Origin of the sequence: Thermodesulfovibrio sp. 1176, from assembly GCF_029946585.1 — a bacterium.
Classification (GTDB): domain Bacteria; phylum Nitrospirota; class Thermodesulfovibrionia; order Thermodesulfovibrionales; family Thermodesulfovibrionaceae; genus Thermodesulfovibrio.
Genome location: NZ_JARZRZ010000001.1, coordinates 249,044 through 275,729 on the forward strand (window position 1 = coordinate 249,044; position 26,686 = coordinate 275,729).

Sequence of the window (26,686 nt, forward strand, 5' to 3'; positions counted from 1 at the left end):
GTTTGAGGTGAAAGTAATGTCTGAGAATTTAGCCACAGGAAGAAGAAAAAGATCAATTGCAAGAGTTATTTTATTGCCCGGTTCAGGTAAAATTACAGTAAATAATAAGCCAATTGAAGAGTATTTCCCGAGAGAAACATTAAGAATGATTCTTATGCAACCCTTTCAAGTAGCTGGTGTGACAGGTAAATACGATGCGATTGTAAATGTTACCGGTGGAGGATTAAGCGGGCAGGCTGGAGCGATAAGGCATGGAATTGCAAGAGCTCTTGTAAGTATCAACCCTGATCTGAAGCCAAAACTAAAAAAAGAAGGACTTCTTACCAGAGATCCAAGAGAAGTAGAAAGAAAGAAATACGGTCAGCCAAAGGCAAGAAAGAGATTCCAGTTCTCTAAGAGATAAAATGCTCAAAGTTTTTATATGCGGTGGAAGCGGTTATACAGGGGCAGAACTTTTAAGGATCCTTGCAGGACACAATGAAGTAAATGTAGTTGGAGTAACTTCTGAAAAATCAGCAGGGATGGCAGTTAATAGCCTTTTCCCTGCTTTTTTTATTTATAAAGATTTAAAATTTGAAAATCTGAATGTAGATGCTATAAAAGACAGGGCTGATGTTTATTTTCTTGCTCTTCCTCATGGTAAATCTCAACAAGTAGCTTCAGAACTTGTTCAATATGGTAAAAAAGTAATAGACCTTTCTGCAGATTTTAGAATAAAAGATGCAAAAGCCTACTCATTGTGGTATAAAACTGAACATCTTTATCCCTCTCTTTTAAAAGAAGCAGTTTATGGTTTACCTGAAATATACAGAGATAGAATAAAAGAGGCAAAACTTATAGCCAATCCTGGCTGTTATCCAACAAGTGTTATTCTTCCTCTTTATCCTTTTTTAAAAGGAAATTTGATAGATACCCATACTATTATTGCTAATTCCTGTTCAGGAGTCTCGGGAGCAGGTAGAAAAGCTGAAATTGCTCTCAGTTACTGCGAAGTAAATGAGGATTTTAGAGCATACAATGTGGCAAAACACAGACACACCCCCGAGATTGAACAGGAGTTAAGTTATGCTGCTGGTAGTTCATTAACCATAGATTTTACAACCCATTTATTGCCTCTTAACAGAGGGATTCTTTCAACAATATATGCTAATCTGAACAAAGAGTTAAAAACAGCAAATGCTATAGAAATACTTATAGAACAATACGGGAATGAACCCTTTATTCAAATTATGCCAGAGGGTGAAGTCCCAAGTATTAAGTATGTAAAGGGAACAAATTATTGTTATATTGGGGCAGTATGTAATCCAAGAACTAAGAGATTAATTCTTATCTCTGCAATAGACAACCTTGTAAAGGGAGCTTCAGGACAGGCTGTACAAAATATGAACATTATGTTTGGAATTGATGAAACCAAAGCCCTTAAAAATCTTGCACTGTCTCCTTAATAATTCCTCCTCCTAAAACTATATCATCTTTGTAAAATACAGCACTCTGACCGGGTGTTGGTGCAAATTGAGGCTCGTCAAAAACAACCTTAGCTTTTTTATCCATTACAGTGACGGTAGCTTTTTCAGGATTCATGGCATAACGAATTTTAACTTCACATCTGAAATCGCTTTCTATATCATAAAGCCAATTTAGTTCTTCCACATAAAATTCTCTTATAAAAACCTTATCTTTCCCATCCACATAAATAGCATTAATGTTTGGGTCTATTTTTACAACGTATAATGGATATGGCGAGGCAATACCGATTCTTTTTCTCTGACCTATTGTATAAAGATGAATGCCTCTATGTTGACCAATAATTTTACCTGTTGAGAGGGAAATAATCGGTCCATAGGATGAGGTTTTAAGCATTTCATAGTATCTTTTTTCTTTAAGAAAACAAACTTCTGCGCTTTCCTCTGCTGACTTTGAAGGAATATTGGCTTTTTCAGCAATTTCCTTTACCTGTTCTTTTGTATATTCTCCGATAGGAAAAATTAATTGTTTAAGAAAATCCCTTTTTATTCCATAAAGAAAATAGGACTGGTCTTTTTTTCTGTCAATTCCTTTTGCAAGATAGCAATTTTTATTTTTTCTTAAAATCCTTGCATAATGTCCTGTAGCAAAATATTTTGCATTTAATCTGTCAGCTATATTTTTTAGGGCAGGAAATTTTATGTATTTGTTACAAAGAATACAAGGGTTTGGCGTTAAACCACTTTTGTAACCTTCAAAAAATGGATTTACAACATAGCTTTTGAAGGATTCTCTTAAGTCTTCAATGTGAATTTTGATATTGAGAAATTTTGCCGATTCCTTTGCAAGCTCAATATTGGCAGGGTCATCATAAAGAACAAAATATACTCCTTCAACAGCCCTTTTATCTTTAAGTAGCAAATAGGCTACAGTAGCTGAATCAACTCCTCCGCTCATTGCCACAACTACTTTTTCCATTTTTTTATTGTATCAGAGAGAGTTCGTAAAATTGAAAAATTCTCTTAAGGTTTCATCGGAAGGAATTAAGAACTTAATAATATGGACATTCTCCTTATAGCGAAGAAAATTCCTTCTATGTGGTATTATAATTTTATTGGAGAGGTGCCAGAGTGGACGATTGGGGCGGTCTCGAAAACCGCTGTGGGTTTACACTCACCGAGGGTTCGAATCCCTCCCTCTCCGTCATCCGATAAATTTTTTAATTATTTTTTCTTCATATTCAGGAAAATCTTCAAGATAAAAGGGAGTTTTTCTGCCAATATTGAGTTTAAGTATTTTAAAATTAAGTTCTCTTATTTTTCTGATTCTTACTTCGTCATCATCTATTGTTTTTAAAAGCTCCTTTAAATCTATTATTTCTTTTCTTATTTCCATCTCAGGAGGAATACATCCTGCATTTTTAAGAATTTTATAAGCAAGTCTTAAATCTTCAGGTACCCAGCTAAGGTCTTCAAGTTTCAGAGGTTTTCCCTTGTTTGGAAGGTCATCAAAAAGTCCCTGTTCCATTGCTTCACGAATTTTTTCTTCAGCTATTTTTTCAAATATATCCATTAATTTATATTGGCAGAAAATTTTTATAAAAAGTCAAATTTTTGTAGGTTCTTTACCTAATTGAAGAAATTAAAAATTCTTTAAATTTTTCGGGAATAATCCATTCTATACCAAGTTTGTCAGCCCATTTAATAAGTCCCTGATCACCTGTTATCAAAGTTGCTTTTATTTCTAAAGATAAAAATATCAAATCAACATCTTCTTTACTGTCGATAATTCCTTCTCTTAAAGCTTCTCTGTATTTTTTTCTTAAATCTTTAATAGTATCCTCAATGCCCTTTTGGGATACGGTCTTTACTGCGTGTTCTGCAGATCTTAATCCTTTGTTTATTCTTATTCTCATTTCCTCTACAAGTTCATAAAAAAATATAGCAGGACATAAAATCCTATGTTTATCAGGTGATTTAATTCTTATTAGATAATAAAAGTCCCTCGAAAGTTTTTTTTCATCGATAAAATAAAACAATTCTTTAACTACAGAAGAAGGCATATAAAAGTCAAAAGATGGACTTTTTTTCGCCAGATTTAAGAATTCATTTATAGCTTCTTCAGGAGTTTTTCCGAAAGGACTTCTTACGTCTGGATTTACAAAAATACTTGTATCTAATACTATTTTTCTTCTTTTTTTTAAAAAGGAAAAAATCATTTTATGAGTTCACAACCTCTAAAATCTACTTGAAAACTATTCCAGTCACCACATTTGGAACATCTTCCTGTCCATTCTTCAAATTGAGATTTGCAAACTTTGCAACTATAATTTATAGAGGAAATCCTGTTTTCAGGGCATAATTCCTTAAATGAAGAGAGGGCTTTTAAAGTTTGATTTCTTCTCAGATAAAGATACCCTTTAATGCAATAAAGTTTAGGGTTTGTATATACAGCAGTATCTATTGAGTCTAAAATATCCATTGCATCATCAATCATTTCTAAACGATAATATAATCTGCCAAGTAGCATTTTAAGTTCATTATCATTTGGAGATTCATTTATAGCTTTGATGTAAGACTGAATTAATCTTTTTGGATCGCCAATGCTTATAAGTAAGTCTTCAAGTCTAATGAGTAAAATTTTTGATTTATGTTCAAAATAGGCTTTTTCAATTAAATTTATAGCCTCTTCTAATTCACCCTTTGAGATTAAAACTTCAACCATGCCTAAATAGGAAGGAATAAAATTTGGATGGGATTTGATTAAAGTTGAAAAAATTCTTTCAGCATTTTCTAAGTTTCCTTGTTCAAGGTTTACTCTTCCGTATTCATAGGAATATCCAATTAATTTGTTTTCTTCCTCCAACTTTTTTGAATTAGATACCATTTTAATAATTTTTTTCTGAATATTTATTAACTCTTCCCATTTTTCCATTTTTTCAAGAATGTTTCTCATTTTATAATGGGCTAATAAATTATCTGGCTCTATGCTTAAAATCTGATCTATATATTTTAATGCGAGCTCATTATCATTCATTTTTTCCATCATATCTTCAAGTGAAAGAAGGGGTATGATATTTTTGGGATCGAATTCATAGGCTTTTTTATAATATTTAAGGGCTGTTTTGAAATCTTCTTCTTTTATTGCGATATCTCCCAATCTAATAAGTGCATCAATATGTTCTGGTTCTTCGTTTAATATTTCCTGTAAAGCTTCTTTTGCTTCTGAAGTTTTATCACGCATAATTGCATTAAGTGCCTTTGCATAATATTCTTTGATTTTTTCTTCTCTTTTCTGCCTTTTTTGTGTTTGAATTTTATTGATAAGTCCAACTGTATCCCTTATAAAAAAAACAATAAAAATAAAAAAAGCACCGAAACTGACGGAAATCAGAATTAGGGCTATTTTAGACATTTCATAGTAAGAGCTAAAAGGTATTTTTAAAATAATAGATTCCTTATTTTCAACCGCAAATAAACCAATAATTGTTATAAAAATAAGTATTAAGAAAATATACAATTTCGCCATAAAAAACCCCTCAGCTTTATTTTCTAAATTATAACTCAAAAGAGATAGAAAAATTAATATTAATTGACAAATAAATATATAAATATGTTAATTTTATAAGTCGGGGCTGTAGCTCAGTTGGGAGAGCGCTTGAATGGCATTCAAGAGGTCGGGGGTTCGACTCCCCTCAGCTCCATTAGATTTTTCAAGGGTTTTCAAAAGTTAAAATTATTAACATATAACTTAGTATTTTTAAGAAAGTTGTAAAGTGAAATTGATAATTTTGGGATAATTATTTTAAAGAATTAGCTAAAGAGAGATGATAGGGCTCTGATGTCCTTGATTAAAATTTTGCGATTTTGTTCAGTTATATAGCCTAATCGTTTAAGTTTACTTATAATTCTGATTGCTGTTTCTGTTGTTGTTCCACTTAACTCAGCAAGTTCCTGTTTTGTAATTTTTAAATTTATTAAAATTCCATCATTTGTTTTCTCTCCATATTTATTTGCGAGTTTAAGCAACTGATAGGCAATTCTTGCAGAAACATTCTCTAAGGCAATCTTCTGAAGATTTTCAATTCCTGATTTAAGTCTCATTGTTACGTGATGAAGAATTTCAGAGTGTAGTTCGGGATATTCTTTCAGAACCTGCAAAAAAATATTACTTTTTATTTTTCCTATTTCACAATCTTCCATGGCAATAGCATTTGCTGGATAGGGAAAGTTTTTTATAACTGCAAGAGCACCAAAAACATCAGGTGCATTAATTATTTCAAGGACTACTTCTCTGCCATCTGTGGCAATTTTTGAGATTTTTATTTTTCCTTTCAAGAGGATGTAAAGCCAATCGGGTTTTTGTCCTTCATGAAAGATAAAATCTCTTTTTTTGGTTTTGAAAGAAATTAGATTCCTTTGTAGAATTTCTATATCTTTTTGATTAATGTTCTTAAAAATAAATATTTCTTTGAGCATTGCGCTTTTAACTAATTTCTCTTGTCAATTACTCTTTTTAATTTTCCATCTACTTTTTCTAAGGAACGTTTTTCTGCGAGCTTTACATTAAAGGATAAACCAAATTCCGATGAAAGCCTATCTTTAAGTATATTTATTAATTGGCTTTGTTCCTTCATTACATCGGAAAATATATCTTCTGTTACTTCAAGTAAAATTGTGATGTTGTCAACTCCTGATTGTCTTTCAAGTATAATCTGATAATTTGGTTGTTTACCTTCTATTTCATATAAAATAGCTTCTATCTGAGAGGGAAAAATTTTTAAACCTCTTATAATTATCATATCGTCTGTTCTTCCCATAATCCGATCAATCCTTCTAAAGGTTCTTCCACAGGGACATTGTCCTGGTAAAAATCTTGTTAAGTCACCAGTTCTAAATCTCAATACAGGAAACGCTTCTTTTGTAAGAGTTGTTATAACAAGTTCCCCTGTTTGCCCTTCTTCCAATGGTTCAAGAGTATGAGGATCTATTATTTCAAATAGAAAATGGTCTTCATTTATGTGTAATCCGTTTTTTTCCAAACATTCTCCAGCTACACCAGGTCCCATAACTTCACTTAATCCATAATTATCTGTCGCTGTTATTTTAAGTTTTTCTTCAATTTCCTTACGCATTCTTTCTGACCAGGGTTCAGCTCCAAAAAGTCCGAATTTAAGGGATAGAGAATTAGGATTTATGTCTATTTCAAGTATTGTATTGGCGATTAAAAGGGCATAAGATGGAGTAGATATGAGGGCTGTGGTTTTATAGTCCTGCATTATTTTTATTTGTTTTTTAGGATTTTCAATTGATATGGGAATAACTGAGGCTCCTATTTTTTCTGCTCCATAATGAAAACCAAAGGCACCTGTAAAAAGTCCATAGTTAAAGGCAATTTGTATTACATCATCCTTTGTAATTCCTCCAGCTGAAAGGACCCGTGCAACAAGTTCAGACCATATTTTAAGATCACCTCTTGTATATCCAACAACAATAGGCATACCAGTCGTACCAGAAGAGGTGTGAATCCTTACTACCTCTCTTAATGGAACAGCAAATAATCCATAGGGATAATTCTCTCTCAAATCATTTTTAGTTGTGAAGGGAATTTTTTTTATATCTTCAATACTGCTGAAAGAATCAGGGTCTATTCCTTGTTTGTCAAACATTCTTCTGTAAAAAGGCACATTTCTGTAAACTCTGTGGATAGTTGATTGAAGCCTTTCAAGTTGAAGTTGTTTAAGGTCTTCTCTGTCAATGCATTCTTTTTCTTTATCCCATATCATAGTAACCTCCTTTAAATTCTTAATTCTGCATCAAGGTCTCTGCCAAGATAGGCTCTCTGCACATCTTTGTTAGAAAGCAAATCCTCGGCAGTTCCTTCTAAAATAATTCTTCCAGTTTCAATAACATATCCTCTGTTTGCTATTTTTAAAGCACTTCTTGCGTTTTGTTCTACAAGGAGAACTGTAAGCCCGTAAAGTCTTTTTAACTCTACAATATGCTGAAAAACTTCCTTTATAATATTCGGAGCAAGTCCCATACTTGGTTCATCAAGAAGAATAAGTTTGGGTTTTGACATTAAGGCTCTTCCAATTGCAAGCATTTGTTGTTCTCCACCAGACAGAGTCCCAGCAAGTTGTTTTTTTCTTTCCTTAAGTTTTGGAAATAAATGATAAATTTTATCGAGTTCCTCTTTAATTTCCTTTCTTTTTTTTAAACTATATTTACTATATCCTCCAATTAAAAGATTTTCCTCTACTGTAAGAGTTTTAAAAATCAAACGCCCTTCTGGAACCTGTGATATTCCCATTTTAACAATATTTTCAGTAGATTCTTTTGTTATATCCCTTTCTTCGTATATAATGCTTCCAGAAGAAGGTTTGATAAGCCCTGAAATAGTTGAAAGCAAAGTGGTTTTACCTGCTCCATTACTTCCAATTAAAGCTACTATTTCGCCTTTTTTTATATGAAGAGAGATTTTTTTCAGCGTGTAAAGTTTTCCATAATAAACATCTATGTTTTTAAGTATAAGCATTCAATCTTCCTCACCAAGATAGGCAGTAATTACATCAGGATTTTTCTGAATAGATAAGGGATCACCCTCTGCAATAACTTTTCCAAAGTTTAGAACAGTTATTGTATCACTTATACCCATAATCAGTTCCATATCATGTTCAACAATGAGTAAGGTGATTTGTTTTTCTTCTTTTAAATTTTTTATAAGAATGCTTAAATTTTTAGTTTCTCTAATATTAAGTCCTGCAGCTGGTTCATCAAGAAGCATTAATATGGGATCTGCTGCAATAGCTCTTGCAATCTCAAGAAGTCTTTGTTCTCCTACGGGTAAATTTTTAGCATATTCGTTTTTTCTATGATTAAGTCCAACATAATCAAGTATATTAAGGCTTTTGGTAATTATATCTTTTTGGACTTTCCTAACACTGTTTAACATTAATCCAGATTTTATAAATCCTGTTTCATATTTTAAATACATTCCCACCATAACATTTTCTAAAACTGTCATTTCTCCAAATAATTCAAGATTTTGAAAGGTTCTTGCAATGCCTATTTTTGTTCTTTTCTCAGGTGGAAGTTTATTAATAGGTTTATCATTAAAGATTATTTCTCCAGAATCCGCTGTTTCTAAACCACTTATAATATTCATTAAAGTTGTTTTTCCCGCACCATTTGGACCAATAAGAGCATGGATTTGACCAGTTTTAACTGAAAAACTAACATTTTCAAGAGCTTTAAGTCCACCAAAACTTTTCGATATATTTTTTATTTTAATTGTTATCTGTGAATCCATCTTTTGTATGTGTCTATAGTCATGGGTACTAAGCCTTTTCTCATAAAAAGAAGAAATAGTGTTAAAATTAATCCATAAAGGAGTATGTCGAACTCTTTAAATCCCCTTAATACTTCTGGAAGAATTGTTATAATAAGAGCACCTACTATACCTCCCCATATGTTAGATATTCCACCAATTACTACCATCATCAAAAACAAAACAGAATGAAAAAGTGAAAAACTACTCGGACTTAAAAATGTTACATAATGGGCATACATTGCTCCTGCTAAAGATGCATATATAGAACTTAAGATAAAAACTTTTATTTTTAGCTTTGTCAAATTAATGCCAGCAGTTTGAGTTGCTATTTCACTTCCATGCATAGCTTGAAGAGCTTTCCCTGTCATAGAATTAATAAGATTTAAAGAGAAAATCATGATTACTACGACACACATCCAGACAAGATAAAAATAATCATTTGTTGATGTAAAGGTATATCCAAAAAGATTCATTTTAGGAATATCTCCAAAACCAGAAGGTCCTCCTGGTCCCCATTCATGAAGTATAATATGGATTATCTCCCCAAATCCCAATGTAGCAACTGCCAGATAATGTCCTTTAAGTCTTAATGCAGGGATTGCAAGAATTATGGCAGCAGTCGATGAAACCAAAAGGGCTAAAAAAATGCTTAATATAACGGGTAGTCCAAAATGCAAACTCAATATAGCTGAAATATAAGCTCCGATTCCATAAAAAGCAGCCTGTCCAAGAGATATTTGCCCAGCATATCCCATGAGTATTGTGAGTCCAATTGCTACTAAAGCATTTATCCCTGCAAAAATTCCTATTGTATGAAGATAAGTATCTTTGATTACTATCGGGAATATAATAATTACTAAAGTTAAAATTAAAAGACTAAGTATATTACCTTTACCCATATTAAAATTTTCTTAATCTTAATGTTTCAGTTTTACCAAAAATTCCAGCAGGTCTAAAAAAGAGAATGAACAGCATAATCAAAAGAGCTACAGCATCTTTAAAGCCAGAATGAATATATCCTGCAGTGAATGATTCCAGTATTCCAAGAGTAAATCCACCAACAACTGCACCTCTTCCTCTTCCAAGTCCTCCCATTATAGCAGCACAGAATCCTTTAACAGAAAGCATAGCACCTTTATCATACTCCATAAGTGATATAGGAGTTATTGCTATTCCTCCAATTGCACCAATAAGACCACTTATAATAAATGAGAGCATAACCATGTTTGAAACATTAATCCCCATCAGCCTTGCTGCTTTTATATCAAGGGAACAGGCTTTCATAGCTCGTCCAAGCATTGTTTTATTAAAGAAAAGATAAAGAATGACAATACTTAATGCAGTAATTCCTATAACCCAAAGAGTCTGCTGGGTTATGACAGCGCCATAAATAACTAATGGTTCTCCCTCTGTGAAAGGTGGATATGTGTAAGGATCTTTACCAAATTTAAACATTAGAAGTCCTCTAATTAGAATAGATACAGCAATGGTAACCATTATCATAAGAAGGAGGTCACCTTTTTTAAGGAGAGGCTTAATAGTAAGCCTCTCCATGAGTAAAGCTACAGTAGCTGCTACAGTTAAAGTTAGCGCTACAGAAGTGGCAAAGGGTAAATTCATTCCTTCAAGAAAAAACCACATCATAAGTCCGCCAATAACAACAAATTCTCCCTGAGCGAGATTCAGAATAGAGGTGGAATTGTAGACTATATTAAATCCTATTCCAACCAAAGCATAAACAGAACCTGTTGTAAGTCCTGAAAAGAGAAATTGTAGTAATAAACTCATTTAAGTAATTATTTTAATATTTCCCAGTCACCATTTTTTACAATAACCATCTCAAAGGCTGTCATATCAAGTCCACAGTGGTCATTAGGAGACATATTAAAAATACCTCCTGTGCCAGGCCAGTTTTTAATTTTATTTTCAATGTAATCTCTGATTTTTTTCTTATCAGGTCCTGCATTTTTCAGGGCATCTACTACAATCATCAATGCATCATAGGCATGGCCACCAAAGGTGCCTGGTTCACTCTTATAACGAGCTTCATAATCAGTAACATATTTTTTCAAAAGAGCTTTTTGAGGATGTTTATCAGGAAGTTTATCCCAAATAACAAGTCTGCCAAGAGGAGCAATTACTCCTTCTGCAGCCTTACCTGCTAATTCAATATTTTTCTTGCTACCCCATCCATGACTCTGAAATAGAGGGATTCCCATTTTAAGGGCGTGCCAGTTTTTTGTAACTATGACCTGTCCAGGTCCAACAGACCAGTTTATAACTGCTTGAGCTCCAGCAGATTTTATTTTTACAAGCTGGGTTGTCATATCTGTATCTTTAGGACCATATCTTTCATCAGCTACAACAGATATGCCAAATTTTGGAGCTAATTCAAGAAGGGCTTTTCTACCTGCATCACCGAAACTTGTTGTTATTGTTATTATGCCAACTTTTTTTATACCCGTCTTTTTCATGTATGTATAAATTGCCTCTACTGCACTTGTATCATACTGGGCAGTTTTGAATACCCAGTATCTTTCTTTTACAGGTTGGGTTATACTTGCTCCAGCAGCAACTGAAATAAGAGGAGTTTGAGCAGATGTTGTAATAGGAATTACTGCCATTGATTCTCCTGTAGTAGATGGTCCAATAATGGCAAGGACTTTGTCTTTTTCAATTAATTTTTTAGCTGCAAGCACAGCCTGAGTTTCATCACTTTTTGAATCTTCAATTATTACTTCAAGGGGATGACCATTAATGCCACCAGCTTTATTAATCTGTTCTACAAGCATTAGCACAGTATTTTTTTCTGGTTCACCAAGAAAGGAGGCTGCACCTGTTACTGAAAAAATAGCTCCAATTTTGTAAGGTTCTTTGCAATAAGATGGAGAGGTCCATAAAATTATAAAAGCTAAAATAATTAATAATAACTTCCCAAAAAACTTCATGATATCCTCCTTTTACTTTGTTTTATCTATTCTTTTTACCTTCTTATGTAAAGCCTCTATTTCCTCCTTTGTAAGGGATCTATACTGTCCTGGCTTTAGTTCTCCCAATTTTACTCCATCAATGGCGATTCTTATAAGTCTTATTACAGGATGACCAACTCTTTCAAGCATCTTACGAATCTGTCTTTTTCTCCCCTCATGAAGAGTTATTCTTATCCATGAGTTTGCTTTAAGTTTTCTTACAAGATTAACGCTTACTGGTATAGCTAGTTTACCATCAATTTTTATACCCTTTTTTAATTTTTCAATTGTCTCTGACTCAATGATACCATCAACCTTTACAAGATAAGTTTTTTCAACTTCTGAACTTGGATGCATAACATGATAAGCAAGTTCTCCATCATTGGTAAGAAGAAGTAGTCCTTCTGAGTCAAAATCAAGACGACCAACTGGATAAACTCTGAACTTTATACCTTTAATAAAATCTTTTATTGTTGGTCTTCCCTGGGGATCAATCAGGGAAGTTATTACTTTTCTTGGTTTATAGAAAGCATAATAAACTTTAGGCTCTGGTTTTATAAGAAGCTTCCCGTCAACCTTAATATAATCTTTTTCAGGATCTGCTTTCTGTCCAAGTTGAGCAATTTGACCGTTTACAGTGACTCTTCCCTCTTTAATTAATTCTTCTGCCTTTCTGCGGGATGCAATTCCATATTCTGATAATATTTTCTGTAATCTTTCGAGCATATATTAATCCATAATCTCTATGTATGCCTTTTGTCTAAGACTTCGTACCCAAAGTTTATAACCCTTCTTAAATTTTTCCTCTTCAAGCAGAGCTCGAACATAGTTTTTTAAAGCTTCTGAGTCCCTTTTAAAACATTTTCCATCAAGTTTAAAAATGTATATACCATTTGCTGTCATCATAGGTTCACTAATTTGACCTATGTTCATTTTTGAAAAGAGATTTAAAAGTTCTGGTGAAATCTCACTTGTCTTAAGAAGTCCAATTGAACCACCTGATTTTGATGAAACATCTTCACTAAATTGAGAAGCCACTTTGCTGAAGGACTCACCTTGTATGAGTCTTTTTAAAATTTCATTGATTATATTTTTCATTTCATCTTCTTTTTCCCTGGCCTTGACGAATATTTGACTTACATAATAACCTTCTTCATCACAGGATAATTCTGGATGGGAAGCAATATAATTATTTACCTCTTTTTCAGTAATAATAATCTTGCTTCTTACCAATGAATTTAATGCTCTACCAATTAATATTTGTTCCCTAAGCATTTTTCTGTAATCATTTAGAGTCATTCCTTCTTTTTTAAGTGTTTCTATGAAGGCTTCATCAGTGAGGTTATATTTGTTCTTTATGTCTTTGATAGCACCCTCAATTTCACTTTCAGCAACAAAAATTCCATATCTTTCTGCTTCATCAATTTGAAGCTTTGTATCAATTAATTTTTCAAGGAATTCCTGTTCATGGTTTTTAAAATATTTAAATTTTTCATCAGGATTTAATGCCTTTAACTCATCTTTAAAGGTGAATTCCATGAATTTATAAAGCTCACTCCATGTAATAACTTCTTTATTTACTACCGCTACCACTTTGTCAACAAAGAATTTGTTTTCTTCTGCAAATGCCAAAGAGACAAGAGGGAGAGGCAAAGCGGAAGGTTCTCCTTCTTTAGAAAAATCTAAGATAGACTGAAATAATAAAGTTGTTATTAAAGTAAGAAAAACAGCAATTTTTACCAATTTTGAATAATTTTGAATAAACCTGAACATCTTTATCTCCTTAAATTTAACATATTCTTGGTAACTGTTCTCCCGGAAGCATGTCAACCAATCTTGTTCCTCCAATAGATGTTTTAAGTAAAACTTTGCCTCCACCTCCTGTTATCTCTCCAATTATAGCAGATTCTTTCCCAAAGGGGTGTTTTTTTATTAATTCTAATATTTCTTCTGCTTTTTGAGATTCTACTATTGCAACAAAAATTCCTTCATTGGCAACATATAGAGGGTCAAGTCCTAAAAGGTCACATGCTCCTTTGACAGTATCATGGACTGGAATTGAATTTTCGTAAATTGTTATATCTTTTCCTGAATCCACAGCAAGCTCTTTCAATGTTGTGGCAACTCCTCCACGGGTTGGGTCTCGCATTATTTTTATTGCTGAAGCAAAATTTTTCATTATTTCATTTATAATTCCGTTTAATGGTCTTGTATCACTTAGCACAGGAGGTTCAAAGGTAAAACCATTTCTTTCTGCCATAACAGCAATTCCATGATTTCCAATTGAACCACTTATCAAAACCTTATCTCCTACTTCTATTTTTAAAGGTGAAAGCTCAACTCCATCTGGTACTATACCAATTCCTGAAGTATTTATAAAAATTCCATCTCCTTTTCCTTTATCAACAACCTTTGTATCTCCTGCAACTATTTTTATATTTGCTTCCTTTGCTGATTTAGATATACTTTTCAAAATTCTTTCAAAATCAGAAATTTGGAAGCCTTCTTCAAGAATAAATCCTACTGTTAAATAAAGAGGTATAGCACCGACAACCGAAAGATCATTCACAGTTCCATTTATTGCAAGGTCACCAATATCACCGCCAGGGAAAAAAATCGGTGAAACTGTATAGGAATCAGTAGTTATGGCTATTTTACCTGAATGATTAATATTAACTATTGCTGAATCCATGAGGGTGGGAAGCTCAAACACAGGAGCAATATATTTTTTTATAAGGTCATGCATTAATTTCCCACCACTTCCATGGCCAAGAAGAATTCTATCCATGACTTACCTCCACTTTTATTTCTACTGGTTCACTTTCTTGTAAAGGACCTTCAGAGGAAATTTTATAAAAAATAGGCTTTTTTAAGTTATTAATATTATACTCAGCATCAAAAAATAAAGGAATCATTGTTTCCCCAATTAATATAAAATCCGAATCAACTTCTATTTTCCTATAAACTTTGTATATATTAACCCATTTCTCAGGAACTTCTTTCCATGATATGTAAACACCATTCTCATTTACTGTAAAGAACACTTCTTCTGGTTTGGATGGAATAAAATCATAAAGAGGGACTTTAATTTCAGTTCCTTTGCCTTCAATGTAGATATTAGGCTCAGATATGTATGGAGTAACAAAATAAATTAAAAATTGAGACTTTAGGTTCGAATCTGTAGGCTTAAGAAGATTTTTGAAAGTTTCTTCAACTAAGAAATAGTTTTTTTCTGTAAAACCAATTTTTGAGGCACTACCTTCTTTTTTTATTTTGTAAATGTTATACATTACAGAGTTTTCTGATTTCCATGAAAGTAAAACTCCATCATGGGTAATTTTATATTGTAGCCCCGTAACTTCTGGAAGTTTTTTGGTAGTTATAGAATTTTCTATAGGTTTGCTGTAAATTCCTTTTTTGTTTATTGCAAAAATTCTGTATTTATATGTTTCACCGAAAGCAAATTCTTTATCTTCAAAGGAAGTTTCTTCTGGGCTAAAAAATCCAAGAGATTTTACCTGACCATTATTTAGCCTCTCTAACAGAAAACTTCCAAGTTTAGATTTATTTTTTTCTGGATAACTCCAGGAAACCTGAATTTTATCATAATAAGCATTAATTGTAATTTTTTGAACAGGCTCTGGTTGAAGATAATCTTCAATGGTGGGATCCATTTTCTTCCCACATCCAGAAAGAAAGAGTAAAAGTAAAACGATAATAAGGAGGAGATTCTTCGCCTTCGGCTCAGAATGACATAAAGGCGAATCAGAATGATACAGAGATGGCTCAGAATGATATATAGGAGGCTTTGAATGACAGAAAGGTTGATTAGATGCTGTCGGGGTCTCCAAAAAGTCGTGAGCCTTTTTGGGTGCCCTTGTCTTGAGTCCTTTGAGTTTACTCAGGATAGACTCTTCGAAGGAATGACTATTCCTTCTGTCAACCTGAGGCTTTGCCGAAGGGGTTCCTCCTTGATTGTAGATGGATGAGATTCTTCGCTGAGGCTTAATTTTATATGTTTTCATTTCATTCCTAATGATTTTTTTAGTATTATTATTTGTTCTTTCACAAACTTCTTTGCGGTGCTTCCATAGGATTGTTTTGCAGTTATTGAGCCTTCCGGAGTTAAAATTTCATAAACATTTTCATCAATTTTATCTGAGAATTTTTTGAATTCTTTTATTTCAAGTTCTGAAAGATTTTTACCTTTTTCAATACAGTAAAGTACAATTTTGCCTACAATTTCATGGGCAATCCTGAAAGGGACTCCTTTTTTTACAAGATATTCTGCAAGGTCTGTTGCTGTAAGAAACCCTGTTTTTAGCGATGCTTTCATTTTATCAACGTTGAATTTTACCTGAGGAAGCATTTCTATCATAATTTTAAGGCTCATAATAACTGTATCGCAGGTATCAAAAACTGGCTCTTTGTCTTCCTGCATATCTCTGTTGTAAGTTAAAGGAAGAGCTTTCATTGTTGTTAAAAGAGAAATAAGATTCCCATAAACTCTTCCTGTTTTTCCTCTTATGAGTTCAGCTGAGTCAGGATTTTTTTTCTGAGGCATCATACTTGAACCCGTTGAAAATTTATCAGGAAGCTCTATGTATCCAAATTCATCAGTTGACCATATTATGAGTTCTTCAGAGAGTCTACTAAGATGCATCATTATCATTGCTCCACAGTAAAGAACATCAAGAACAAAATCTCTGTCAGAGACAGCATCCATACTGTTTGGGATTACTCTTTCCATTCCAAGTTCTTTAGCTGTGTAGTCTCTGTCAATTGGAAGTGACGTTCCTGCTATTGCACAGGCTCCAAGGGGACATTGATTTATTCTCTTTAAAGCCTCTGTGAGTCTACTTCTGTCTCTTTCAAACATCCATGCATAGGCTAAAAGATGATGAGCAAGAAGCACAGGCTGAGCTTTCTGCATATGTGTATATCCGGGCATGATTATATCAATATGTTTTTGTGCAATATTAATAATTGTTTTTTCAAACTCTGTAAGAAGTCCATTGATTTCAGTAACTTTTTTTCTTAAATATAGCCTCAGATCAGTTGCAACCTGATCATTTCTTGAACGGGCTGTATGTAGACGAGCACCTGCTGAACCTATTTTCTCAATAAGTGCTTTTTCAATGTTCATGTGAACATCTTCAAGCTCTGTTTTAAACTGAAATTTTCCCTCCGCTATTTCCTTTGCTATTTCTTTAAGCCCCTTTGATATTAACTTGAACTCTTTATCATTTATTATTCCTTGTTTATTAAGCATCTTTGCATGGACAATACTTCCTTCAATATCTTCCTGCCATAATCTCTGGTCAAAGGATACTGACTCTGAGAATTTTTCCAGTGTTTTTGCTGTTTTTTCCTTAAATCTTCCACCCCATGGCTTTTTCATTGTTCCTATACCTTTATTTGTCGCTCTTTTGTTTTGTGATGATAACCTCTGAAGTCTCTTTTCTCCTCATTCTGAGGTTTTCCATGTCATTCTGTTCCTCTTTTTTTGTCATTCTGTTCCTCTTTTTTTGTCATTCTGAGCCAAAGGCGAAGAATCTCCTCCTTATTCCGAGAGATTCCTCGGGGCATCGAGCCCCTCAGAATGACAGAAAAAGAAGGTATTCCCTTGAAATACATATCTATTACTACTCCTCTGCCTTTGCCTGACGTTCTTTCTGTCTTTGTTCAATTATTTTTTGAGCTATATGAGATGGAACTTCCTCATAATGGGAAAACTCCATTGAGTAAATTCCTCTACCAGAGGTCATACTATGAAGCTGATTGGCATATGTAAGCATTTCAGCCATTGGAACAAGGGCAATTATTTTTTGATTTCCACCTGCCTGTGGCTCCACTCCCTGGACCTTTCCTCTACGGGCATTTAAATCTCCAATTATTGTACCAAGAGTTTCATCGGGAACAATAATTTCTGTTTTCATTATTGGTTCAAGCAAAACAGGTTTTGCATCCATGAAAGCCTTCTTTAAAGCTAAAGCTCCTGCAATTTTGAATGCCATTTCTGAGGAATCAACTGGATGATATGTTCCATCATAAAGAGTGACCTTTATGTCAATTATTGGATAATAAGCCAAAATACCCTCTTTCATTGTCTCAAGAATACCCTTTTCAACAGCAGGGCGATACTGCTGAGGTATTACTCCACCTACTATTTTATCAACAAATTGATATCCTTCACCCCTTGGAAGCGGTTCAATCTCAATCCAGCAGTCTCCATACTGCCCTCTTCCACCAGATTGTTTTTTATACTTACCCTGTGCTCTTGCAGTTGCTCTGATTGTCTCTCTGTAAGGAACCTTCGGAGCCATAAGATTTACTTCAACTCCGAATTTTCTCTTAAGTTTCTCTAAAGCAACTTCAATGTGAACCTGTCCCATTCCACTTAAAATCATATCCTTTGATTCTTCATCCCTTGAAAATCTAAGAGTAGGGTCTTCTTCAAGTAATTTATGAAGTCCTGCACTTACTTTTTCTTCATCTCCTCTGGTTTTTGGTGCAATTGCATAGGAAATAAGAGGTTCAGAGAATCTCACCTCTGGTAAAATTATAGGATTTGCTTCATCACAGAGGGTGTGTCCTGTAAGAGTATCCTTTAATTTAACTGTTGCAACAATTTCACCGGGACCTGCTTTCTGACAGGGTGTTTGATTTTTACCAAGTACATAGTAAATCTGACCAATTCTTTCTTTTGAACCTATATTAGGATTAAGAACTGTGGAGTCTGCTTTAAAAATTCCTGAAAATACTCTTATGTAAGATATTTTCCCTGCAAAGGGATCAATGGTAGTTTTGAAAACATAGGCTGAAAGGGGTTCAGATTCAGAGGGCTTTCTAATTATCTCAGAACCGTCTTTTGGATTAGTTCCTTTTATTGGATAGATATTTGCCCTTTCTACAGGATCGGGAAGACATAGGATTATGCTGTCAAGCAATGCTTCTATTCCAATTCCAAGGAGAGCTGAACCTGCCAACACAGGAATAAATCTTCTTGCAAGGGATGCATCATGAAGTCCCTTTCTTAATTCTTCTTCTGTAAGATCTCCACCTTCAAGATATTTTTCAAGGAGGCTGTCATCAAGTTCAGCAATTTTTTCAACAAATTTTTTCCTGTATTCTTCCACAGAAGAAGAAAGTTCAGTAGGAATTGATGTTTCCTTCAGAGAATTCCCATCATAAATGTATGCTTTCAATGAGATTAAATCAACAACTCCCTTTAGTCCAGGACCTTCTCCAATTGGTAGTGTAAGAGGAATTGCTTCCTGTCCAAAGATTTTTTCAATTTCTGCCACTGCTCTCTGAAAGGAAGCATTCTCTTTATCAAGTTTATTTACAAAAACAACTCTTGGAAGGTCATAGTCATCGCAGTATTTCCATATTCTTTCTGTTTCTGCCTTTACCCCTGAAATTGCGCTAACTATGACAACCGCACCATCGACAATTCTTAAAATGCTTTTTGTATCTTCAAGAAAATTAACAAAGCCAGGTGTATCAATTATATTGATTCTATAATTTTTGTAGTCGCAGTATGCAACTTTGGAACTTAGTGTCATATTTCTCATAAGTTCTTCTGGTTCATAGTCAATAACCTTGCCGGTAGACTCACCAGTAGTCACCCTGTCAATCAACCCTGTTTTAAAAAGTATTTGTTCTGCAAGTTTAGTATTACCTGCACCTGCATGGGCAACAACAGCAATGTTTCTGATTTTTGTAACATCTCTACTCATAGAGAGCCTCCTTAAAATAAGTTTTTATCTATCTCCAAAAACTCTTTCATAAATATAATCTACATTTCTTGTGTAATAGTTTAAATCAAAAATGCTTTTTATTTCATCTTCGGTGAGATATTTTCTTATTTCATTGTCATTAAGAAGTAAATTTATAAAGGGTACACCTTCCTGCCAGCTACGCATTGCATTTGTTTGAGTGATTTTATATGCTTCTTCACGAGTAAGTCCCTTTTCAATGAGAGCAAGAAGTACTCTTTGAGAATTATAAAGTCCATAGCTAAGTTCTATATTTTTAAGCATTCTTTCAGGATATACAACAAGGTCCTTTATTATTCCATAAAGCCTGTTAAGCATGTAATCTACTAATATGCAGTTGTCAGGTATAATGATTCTTTCAACGGAAGAATGAGAGATGTCTCTGTCATGCCATAGTGCCACATTTTCAAAACTTGCAAAGGCATTACTTCGGACAAGTCTGCTTAGTCCTGATAAATTTTCGCATCCAACAGGATTTCTTTTATGAGGCATTGCTGAGGAACCTTTCTGCCCCTTTGTAAAGGGTTCTTCTGCTTCGAGGACTTCTGTTCTTTGAAGATGTCTTATTTCAATAGCTATTTTTTCAACCATTGCAGCAATGAGGGCAAGACAACTTAAAAATTCGGTGTGTCTGTCTCTCTGGACAACCTGTGTTGCCACAGGCTCTGGTTTAAGTCCAAGCTTCTTCAGAGCAATTTCTTCAATTTCTGGTGGAATATTTGAAAAAGTTCCAACAGCACCAGATATTTTACCAACACTGATTCTTTCTGTAGCTTGTCTTAGTCTTTCCATGTTTCTTTTTGTTTCTTCATACCATAAGGCAAATCTTAGACCAAAACTTGTTGGTTCTGCATGAACACCATGACTTCTTCCCATACATATAGTGTTTTTATATTGAAAAGCCTTTTCACGAAGAAGTTCTTTAAATTCAATAAGGTCTTTCATTATAAGATCTCCTGCTTCTTTCATCTGTAATGCTAAAGCTGTATCCACTACATCACTTGATGTAAGTCCCATGTGGATGTAACGGGATGAAGGACCAACCTTTTCTGCAACAGCTGTTAAAAAGGCTATAACATCGTGTTTAACCATTGCTTCAATTTCATCAATTCTTTTTAAGTCAAAGTCTGCCTTTGCTTTAATTTCTTCTAAGGCATCTTGAGGGATTTTTCCAAGTTCTGCCCATGCTTCACATACAGCAATTTCAACTTCAAGCCATTTTCTGAATTTGTTCTCCATGCTCCATATATGACCCATTTCTTTTCTTGTATATCTCTCTATCATAATTCTTCCTCCCATATAATTCTTTCAGGTTTTATAATTACGCCATTTCCAAAGCCTATGCCAAGAATTTTTCCTGTTTTATCCTTAACCTTTACCCATCCTGCTGGAACAATTCCAGAGGGAATTTTTACTGAATTTCCATTTAAAAATTTTCTAACAAGAGCATCACCTATTATGACAGAAGGAATGAAATATAAAGCTTTATCTATTGTTAAAAAAGCATCTGAAATTGCCTTTTCTTTTATTTTTTTCAATTCCTCTAAATCAATGGATTCTTCAACTTTAAAGTTTCCTATTCTTGTTCTTTCAAGTTCAACAATATGGGCTCCTATTCCTAATTCTTCACCTATGTCATTGCAAAGAGCTCTTACATATGTTCCTTTACTACATACTACTCGGAATGATACAAAGGGTGGTTTAAACTCTTCAATTTTAATGGAATGAATAATAACCTTTTTAGGCTTTCTTTCTACCTCAATTCCCTTTCTTGCAAGTCTATAAAGGGGAGTGCCGTCAATCTTTACTGCTGAATACATTGGAGGAGTTTGCATTATTTCACCTTTATATTTCGTTAAAATTTGCTCTATTTCCTCTTTTTTAAGTTCAAAATTCTCTATCACCTTTGTAACATTGCCATCAGCATCATAGGTGTCTGTTGATATCCCAAATTTTGCTTTAAAAAGATACTCCTTTTCAAGTTCCATAAGAAGAGGTGTAATTTTTGTAGCCTCATTAATACAAACAAGCAAAATACCTGTTGCGATTGGATCAAGACTGCCAGCATGACCTGCTTTTTTACATTTTAAAATCCTTTTTACTTTTGTAACAGCATATTGACTTGTAAAACCCTTTGGCTTATTGAAAATCAGTACTACATTCATAGAAGTTTAATTGCTCCTATTCCTTTTAATTCAAAAATTACAAGGAAACTAAAGTCAGATGTCTCTTTACCATGTCTTTCAACAGGTTTTCTTGATAAGGAAATATTTGCTGCCCAGCATTTTTCAGCATATCTTATATTTAAAGTACTGTCCCTTAAACCAGCACCCTTTGCATCGTAATTTATATTTGTATTAAACGACCATTTTTCAGATATTTTTTTTGCTAAAGAAAAAGCATATGTTTTTATTCCTTCTTCATTTTCATAGAAATCATACTGGTTTCTTAATGTAGGAGCCCATAAATAGGCAGGAGAAAGGGCTTCATCTCTTGTATATCTTTGACTAAATGAAATAGAAGTTGTTTCATCAGGAGAAAATCCTATCCAGCTATTAAAACGTTCCATTCTTTTTTTAGAAATATTTTGATAGGTATCAAAGCCAAAACTTATTTTCCAGAAAGATGCTCTTCCTTCTATTAAAATAGGATACATTTTATCCCATTCATTTTTTGCTCTAAAATCATAAACCTGTGCTATTCTTCCCTCAATGGTGAGACTCTTAAATTGCAATTTATTGTAAACTCCTGCTCTTATTAATCCTGTATCATCAAGTATTTCAGCATCTTTTAAAATTGGTGGTTTTCCATTTACACCAATAAAAACTCCTTCTACAAAGGGTTCGATTAAATGACTAAAATCACTCTCCTTTTTATAAAGTAGCATAAAAGCCTTTGCATTATATTGAATCATTTCTCTATGAGATACATCTTTATAGGGTGTGGTTTTTTCAAGATTATAAAATATAACTTTTGCATTTAAATTTTGTGTGAGCTTAACAACATCTCCAAAATTATGAGTTATTTCTGGATTTATCTCAACTCTTTGCCCATTAAGACCGTCTTCTTTATAAAACTCTGCTAAATTTATGTTAAAATTGGCATTAAAGGGTCCGATTTTATAGGGATAGACAATATAACCAAGTTCTGCTTTAAGTGGTGGACTCATTCCATCATTTTTTAAATCCTTCCATCCCTGTCCCAACAAATAAAATCTTGACTGAACAAGAGGAACAGATACTTCCATAGAAGACTGTAAGAATCTATCATATCTTGCCTGAAGGTCTTTTCCAAATTCCTTAAAAAGATAGGTCACATTAACTGAGCGAACATCTCCGTATTGTCTGTAAAAGTCATTTTTATTTACATAATTCAAATCAATAAGAAGGTCAAAGTTTTTTAATTTTTGAAGATGTATTGCTCGAAGTTCTTGATAGTTTTTATCGAGAATCCTATCATTAATTTGATAGGCATACCACATCCCTTTAGTATTGAAATCCATATATCTATATTCAATTCCCTTCCCAAGACCTGCCTTTGAAAAATAGTCCAGATATAAGGTTGCATCCTTATTGCTATCTATAACAAGATAATAGGCAGGAGAAAACTGGAAACCTCTTATGTTTGAGTTTCCAATTTTTAATGGAAGAAATCCGGATTTTTTTGTGTTTCCTCCAGGACCCCAGAAAATAGGTGAAAAAGCAAGGGGAATATTTTTTACCTTGAATGTTGTAGCTTTAGATATCAAAGTATCATCAACTATTAAATCAACACTTTCTCCTGTAAAACACCACGGTTGAGCCTTGTCTGGTTCAGGCTCACAGGTTGAAAAAGTGGCTTTTTTTGCCTTGTATTTTATTTCGCTTAATCTTTCTATTTCATCGGCAGTAATCCATATATCCTGTTTTTTTATGTGAATCAAAGATTTTTTCAAAAATCCTGTTTTTTGTTCTATATTTATTTTCCCTTCCTCTGCCCATGCTGTTATTTCATCATCTTCATAATACATATCTCCAAAGGCTTCAACTTCGTTAGTTTTTTCATAGTAGATTGCTTTTTGGGCTTTTAGTATGAATTTTTCATTTTGAATTTTTACATTTCCTATTGCTACATATTTTTGCTCTTCTTCAAAGCTTTCAAGTGTATCAGATGTTATTTCTAAAGCAAAGGCATAAATTGGCAGAAAAATAATAAATAAAAATAAAGGGACTTTTAATTTCATAAAACTTCACCAAGCCTTCTATGGGATGTTTTTTCGCCGAGAAATTCTTTTAATTCTCCAACTAAATAAACTGAACCAGTACATAAAAGATAGAGATTTGGATTTTTTTTACAGACAGAAACACCTTCTTTAAAAGCCTCAACAGGATCTGAAATATAGGATAGATTTAATGAATAACCATTTAATCGTTCTGAAAGTTCATCATACTTTAAAGCTCTTTCATAGTTTGGGACAGTAAATATAATTTTGTTTGCGTAATTTTCAAAGGATTTAATAAAACCGCCTACATCTTTGTCTCTCATTATTCCAAAAACTAAAACGGGTTTTTTATCAGTAATGATTTTCAAAGATTTTATTAATGTTTGAGCAGCCTGAGGATTATGGGCGATATCAAAGATTATGAGAGGTTCTTCTGATATTATTTCAAGTCTACCAGGAATAGTAACATTTTTAAGTCCTTCTCTAATATAATTTTCATCCCAATTAGGATATATGGTCATAAAGGCCTGCATAGCAACTGCTACATTTTCAAGTTGATGAAATCCTATAAGAGGTAAGAATAACTCTGAAGTCTGAAGGTTTGAGGCTGAGCTAAAAATAAAATTGATGCCTTTTATACTCATTGATTTTAGTTCAGCTGAGAAATCTTTACCGTAGATAAAAAGTTCTGAACCTGATTCTTCTGCTTTTTTTCTAATTACCTCTTCTGCTTCTGAAGCCTGCTTAGATGAAACAACAGGAACTCCTTTTTTTATAATTCCTGCTTTTTCTTTAGCAATAGATTTAATGTCACTGCCAAGAAATTCTTGATGATCAAGTCCGATGGTTGTAATTACTGAAACTTCTGGTACAACAACATTTGTAGCATCTAATCTTCCACCCATTCCTGTTTCAAGTACCCCATATTCAATTCCTGCTTCTGCGAAATAAAGAAAAGCCAGCACTGTTATAAATTCAAAAAAGGTAAGTTCCTCGCCAAAGGGTTTGATTTTCTCGATTAATCTTACAACTTCATCTTCTGTTATTTCTCTATCATTAACGATTATTCTTTCTGTAAATCTTGTAAGATGAGGAGATGTGAAAAGCCCTGTATTTAATCCGTGAGCCCTTAAAAGATGATAAATTATTTTAGATGTAGAACCCTTGCCATTTGTGCCAGCAATATGAACTGATTTGAACCCTCTATGGGGATTATCAAATGTTTCAAGTACTGAAAAAACTCTTTCAACTCCTAACTTGATACCCTTTGTTCTTCTTTTATAGAGTTCATTTATTAAAACTTCATACATGCTCTTTTGGTAAAGGCATTAAAATGTCAATAATTTTAGCTATAGTGTTTTTTAATTCTTTTCTGTCTACAACGATGTCAACCATTCCATGTTCAAGGAGAAATTCAGCCCTTTGAAAACCCTCGGGCAATTGTTGTTTTATTGTTTCCTGAATTACTCTTGGTCCAGCAAAACCTATAAGACTACGAGGTTCTGCAATAATTATATCCCCGAGCATTGCAAAGGATGCTGTAACGCCACCAAAAGTTGGATCTGCTAAAACAGAAATATATAATAAACCTTCTTCTTTTAATCTTCCTATAGCCTGAGATGTCTTTGCCATCTGCATGAGGGAAAACATTCCTTCCTGCATTCTTGCTCCCCCTGAAGATGACACAATGATCAAAGGAACTCTTCGCTGTATTGCTCTTTCAGTAGCTTTTGTTACTTTTTCTCCGACAACTGTTCCCATGCTTCCACCCATAAAGGAAAAATCAAGAACAGCAATAACTACATCTCTTCCGTTAATTTTTGCATCTCCATAAATAGCAGCCTCTTTAATACCTGATTTTTTCTCATTTTCCTTTAATCTATCCTTATAGGGAATAGTGTCTTTGAAGCCAAGAGGATCAGGGCTTGTAAGATCAGGGTCTAATTCGTTAAAGCTTCCTGAATCTGTTATAAGAGTAATTCTTTCCTTTGCTGAAATTCTAAAATGATATTTACACTTTGGGCATACTTTAAAATTATTTTCCAGTTCTTTACGGTAAATAATTTCTTTACAATTTTCACATTTAACCCATAATCCTTCGGGAATTTTTACTTTTTTTTCTAAGGGTGGTTCTTTTCTTTTAAACCATGCCATTTTATATTGCCTCTCTTAAAGATTTTATAAAGTTTAAAACTTCTTCAGGTTTTTCATGAAATTTTTTAACAATAGCACTTCCCACGATTACTCCGTCAGCAAACTGAGCAACATACTTAGCCTCCTCAGGCTTACTTACTCCGAATCCAATGCATACAGGGTTACCAAAGCTTTTTACAAAATTTATGTGTTCTCTGAATTTTTTATCAAGTCTGAGTTCTGTACCCGTTATTCCTGTTATTGAGACATAGTAAACAAAGCCAGTAGATGCATTAACAATTTTTTTTACTCTTTCTGGAGTTGATGTTGGTGCTACAAGAAAAATTATGTCAATACCATATTTTTTTGCAAGGGATCTGTATTCCGATGATTCTTCAACAGTTAAGTCTGGGAAAATAACTCCTGCAACTTTTGCATCCTTTGCGTTCTGGAAAAATTTTTCAATACCATAGCAGAAAACAGGATTCAAATAGGTCATAAGAATAATGGGGGTATGGATGCTATTTTTAAATTCATTAAGAAAGTTCAAAATTTTTCTTAAAGTTGTTCCAGATTTTAATGCTCTTTCAGCTGCTCTTTGTATTGTAGGACCATCAGCAAGAGGATCTGTAAAAGGGACTCCAAGCTCTATAATATCAGCTCCTGCATCACTTAGAAGTTTAAGCCTTTTGGCAGTTGTTTGAAGGTCGGGGTCCCCTGCCATAATATATGGAATAAATGCCTTTTTGCCAATTTTTTTCAGTTCCTCAAGTTTCTCTCTAACAGAAAAACCTTTCAAACTCCAC

The 26,686-nt window shown here is 33.5% G+C and carries 25 protein-coding genes and 2 tRNA genes; 4 read left to right on the forward strand and 23 right to left on the reverse strand.

Annotation, left to right across the window (positions count from 1 at the left end):
* Window positions 1-16 precede the first annotated feature (16 nt).
* Together rpsI and argC are read left to right on the forward strand one after the other, a co-directional pair.
* Window positions 17-403, forward strand: a complete 387-nt coding sequence (gene rpsI, locus QI155_RS01345; RefSeq protein ID WP_068859094.1) for a 30S ribosomal protein S9 — start codon at window positions 17-19, stop codon at window positions 401-403.
* A 1-nt stretch (window position 404) separates the two neighbouring features.
* Window positions 405-1,445, forward strand: a complete 1,041-nt coding sequence (gene argC / locus QI155_RS01350) for an N-acetyl-gamma-glutamyl-phosphate reductase (RefSeq protein ID WP_068859097.1) — start codon at window positions 405-407, stop codon at window positions 1,443-1,445.
* On the opposite strand, the gene mnmA is transcribed toward argC, so the two are convergent.
* The gene (gene mnmA, locus QI155_RS01355; RefSeq protein ID WP_068859100.1) at window positions 1,420-2,442 is read right to left on the reverse strand and encodes a tRNA 2-thiouridine(34) synthase MnmA; all 1,023 of its coding nucleotides are present in this window, start codon (window positions 2,440-2,442) and stop codon (window positions 1,420-1,422) included. The genes argC and mnmA overlap by 26 nt on opposite strands.
* A gap of 138 nt (window positions 2,443-2,580) precedes the next feature.
* Here mnmA and QI155_RS01360 point away from each other — a divergent pair.
* A tRNA-Ser gene (locus QI155_RS01360) sits at window positions 2,581-2,667 on the forward strand.
* Here QI155_RS01360 and QI155_RS01365 read toward each other — a convergent pair.
* The 3 genes from QI155_RS01365 to QI155_RS01375 are packed head-to-tail and all read right to left on the reverse strand — an operon-like array spanning window position 2,668 to window position 4,992.
* The gene (locus QI155_RS01365) at window positions 2,668-3,036 is read right to left on the reverse strand and encodes a DnaJ family domain-containing protein (RefSeq protein ID WP_068859102.1); all 369 of its coding nucleotides are present in this window, start codon (window positions 3,034-3,036) and stop codon (window positions 2,668-2,670) included.
* A 52-nt stretch (window positions 3,037-3,088) separates the two neighbouring features.
* Window positions 3,089-3,682 carry an RNA ligase partner protein gene (locus tag QI155_RS01370; RefSeq protein WP_281320968.1) on the reverse strand — a complete coding sequence of 198 codons (594 nt, stop codon included), beginning with the start codon at window positions 3,680-3,682 and terminating at the stop codon, window positions 3,089-3,091.
* Complete coding sequence (locus QI155_RS01375; RefSeq protein ID WP_281320969.1) at window positions 3,679-4,992, reverse strand: tetratricopeptide repeat protein; 1,314 nt, start codon at window positions 4,990-4,992, stop codon at window positions 3,679-3,681. Before QI155_RS01375 ends, QI155_RS01370 begins: the two co-directional genes overlap by 4 nt.
* A gap of 102 nt (window positions 4,993-5,094) precedes the next feature.
* On the opposite strand from QI155_RS01375, the gene QI155_RS01380 reads away from it, so the two are divergent.
* Window positions 5,095-5,167: transfer RNA gene (locus QI155_RS01380), tRNA-Ala, on the forward strand.
* Between the two features lie 109 nt (window positions 5,168-5,276).
* On the opposite strand, the gene QI155_RS01385 is transcribed toward QI155_RS01380, so the two are convergent.
* From QI155_RS01385 to trpA, 19 genes are all read right to left on the reverse strand, one after another.
* Window positions 5,277-5,942, reverse strand: coding sequence for a Crp/Fnr family transcriptional regulator (locus QI155_RS01385; RefSeq protein ID WP_068859113.1), 666 nt, complete (start codon window positions 5,940-5,942; stop codon window positions 5,277-5,279).
* 11 nt (window positions 5,943-5,953) lie between these two features.
* Entirely contained in the window at window positions 5,954-7,249 is a 1,296-nt protein-coding gene (locus QI155_RS01390) for a phenylacetate--CoA ligase (protein WP_068859116.1), read from the reverse strand.
* Between the two features lie 11 nt (window positions 7,250-7,260).
* Window positions 7,261-8,001, reverse strand: coding sequence for an ABC transporter ATP-binding protein (locus QI155_RS01395; RefSeq protein WP_068859118.1), 741 nt, complete (start codon window positions 7,999-8,001; stop codon window positions 7,261-7,263).
* Window positions 8,002-8,775 (reverse strand): ABC transporter ATP-binding protein, encoded by a 774-nt coding sequence (locus tag QI155_RS01400; RefSeq protein ID WP_068859121.1) that lies wholly within the window; start codon window positions 8,773-8,775, stop codon window positions 8,002-8,004. It lies immediately after the preceding gene.
* Window positions 8,760-9,695 carry a branched-chain amino acid ABC transporter permease gene (locus tag QI155_RS01405; protein ID WP_068859123.1) on the reverse strand — a complete coding sequence of 312 codons (936 nt, stop codon included), beginning with the start codon at window positions 9,693-9,695 and terminating at the stop codon, window positions 8,760-8,762. Before QI155_RS01405 ends, QI155_RS01400 begins: the two co-directional genes overlap by 16 nt.
* 1 nt (window position 9,696) lies before the next feature.
* Entirely contained in the window at window positions 9,697-10,584 is an 888-nt protein-coding gene (locus tag QI155_RS01410) for a branched-chain amino acid ABC transporter permease (protein WP_068859126.1), read from the reverse strand.
* An 8-nt stretch (window positions 10,585-10,592) separates the two neighbouring features.
* On the reverse strand, window positions 10,593-11,744 hold the full coding sequence (locus QI155_RS01415; protein WP_068859128.1) for an ABC transporter substrate-binding protein: 1,152 nt from the start codon (window positions 11,742-11,744) through the stop codon (window positions 10,593-10,595).
* Window positions 11,745-11,756: 12 nt separating this feature from the next.
* A complete protein-coding gene (locus QI155_RS01420; protein ID WP_068859131.1) occupies window positions 11,757-12,491 on the reverse strand; it encodes a pseudouridine synthase in 735 nt (244 codons plus the stop codon).
* 3 nt (window positions 12,492-12,494) lie between these two features.
* Entirely contained in the window at window positions 12,495-13,538 is a 1,044-nt protein-coding gene (locus QI155_RS01425; protein WP_068859134.1) for a peptidylprolyl isomerase, read from the reverse strand.
* Between the two features lie 16 nt (window positions 13,539-13,554).
* Window positions 13,555-14,553, reverse strand: coding sequence for a hydrogenase expression/formation protein HypE (gene hypE, locus QI155_RS01430; protein ID WP_068859138.1), 999 nt, complete (start codon window positions 14,551-14,553; stop codon window positions 13,555-13,557).
* Complete coding sequence (locus tag QI155_RS01435) at window positions 14,546-15,790, reverse strand: fibronectin type III domain-containing protein (RefSeq protein WP_281320970.1); 1,245 nt, start codon at window positions 15,788-15,790, stop codon at window positions 14,546-14,548. Before QI155_RS01435 ends, hypE begins: the two co-directional genes overlap by 8 nt.
* Window positions 15,787-17,166: an argininosuccinate lyase gene (argH, locus tag QI155_RS01440; RefSeq protein ID WP_068860785.1), complete on the reverse strand. Its 1,380-nt coding sequence runs from the start codon at window positions 17,164-17,166 to the stop codon at window positions 15,787-15,789. Before argH ends, QI155_RS01435 begins: the two co-directional genes overlap by 4 nt.
* Window positions 17,167-17,410: 244 nt before the next feature.
* On the reverse strand, window positions 17,411-19,507 hold the full coding sequence (fusA, locus tag QI155_RS01445) for an elongation factor G (RefSeq protein ID WP_068860787.1): 2,097 nt from the start codon (window positions 19,505-19,507) through the stop codon (window positions 17,411-17,413).
* Between the two features lie 24 nt (window positions 19,508-19,531).
* Complete coding sequence (purB, locus tag QI155_RS01450) at window positions 19,532-20,830, reverse strand: adenylosuccinate lyase (RefSeq protein WP_068860789.1); 1,299 nt, start codon at window positions 20,828-20,830, stop codon at window positions 19,532-19,534.
* Window positions 20,827-21,711, reverse strand: coding sequence for a tRNA pseudouridine(55) synthase TruB (gene truB / locus QI155_RS01455; protein WP_068860791.1), 885 nt, complete (start codon window positions 21,709-21,711; stop codon window positions 20,827-20,829). Before truB ends, purB begins: the two co-directional genes overlap by 4 nt.
* Window positions 21,708-23,768 carry an LptA/OstA family protein gene (locus QI155_RS01460; RefSeq protein ID WP_068860793.1) on the reverse strand — a complete coding sequence of 687 codons (2,061 nt, stop codon included), beginning with the start codon at window positions 23,766-23,768 and terminating at the stop codon, window positions 21,708-21,710. Before QI155_RS01460 ends, truB begins: the two co-directional genes overlap by 4 nt.
* Window positions 23,765-25,057 (reverse strand): folylpolyglutamate synthase/dihydrofolate synthase family protein, encoded by a 1,293-nt coding sequence (locus tag QI155_RS01465; protein ID WP_068860794.1) that lies wholly within the window; start codon window positions 25,055-25,057, stop codon window positions 23,765-23,767. The genes QI155_RS01460 and QI155_RS01465 overlap by 4 nt, the downstream gene beginning before the upstream one ends.
* Entirely contained in the window at window positions 25,050-25,901 is an 852-nt protein-coding gene (accD, locus tag QI155_RS01470) for an acetyl-CoA carboxylase, carboxyltransferase subunit beta (RefSeq protein ID WP_281320971.1), read from the reverse strand. Before accD ends, QI155_RS01465 begins: the two co-directional genes overlap by 8 nt.
* Before the next feature lies 1 nt (window position 25,902).
* Complete coding sequence (gene trpA, locus QI155_RS01475; RefSeq protein ID WP_068860800.1) at window positions 25,903-26,679, reverse strand: tryptophan synthase subunit alpha; 777 nt, start codon at window positions 26,677-26,679, stop codon at window positions 25,903-25,905.
* Window positions 26,680-26,686 lie beyond the last annotated feature (7 nt).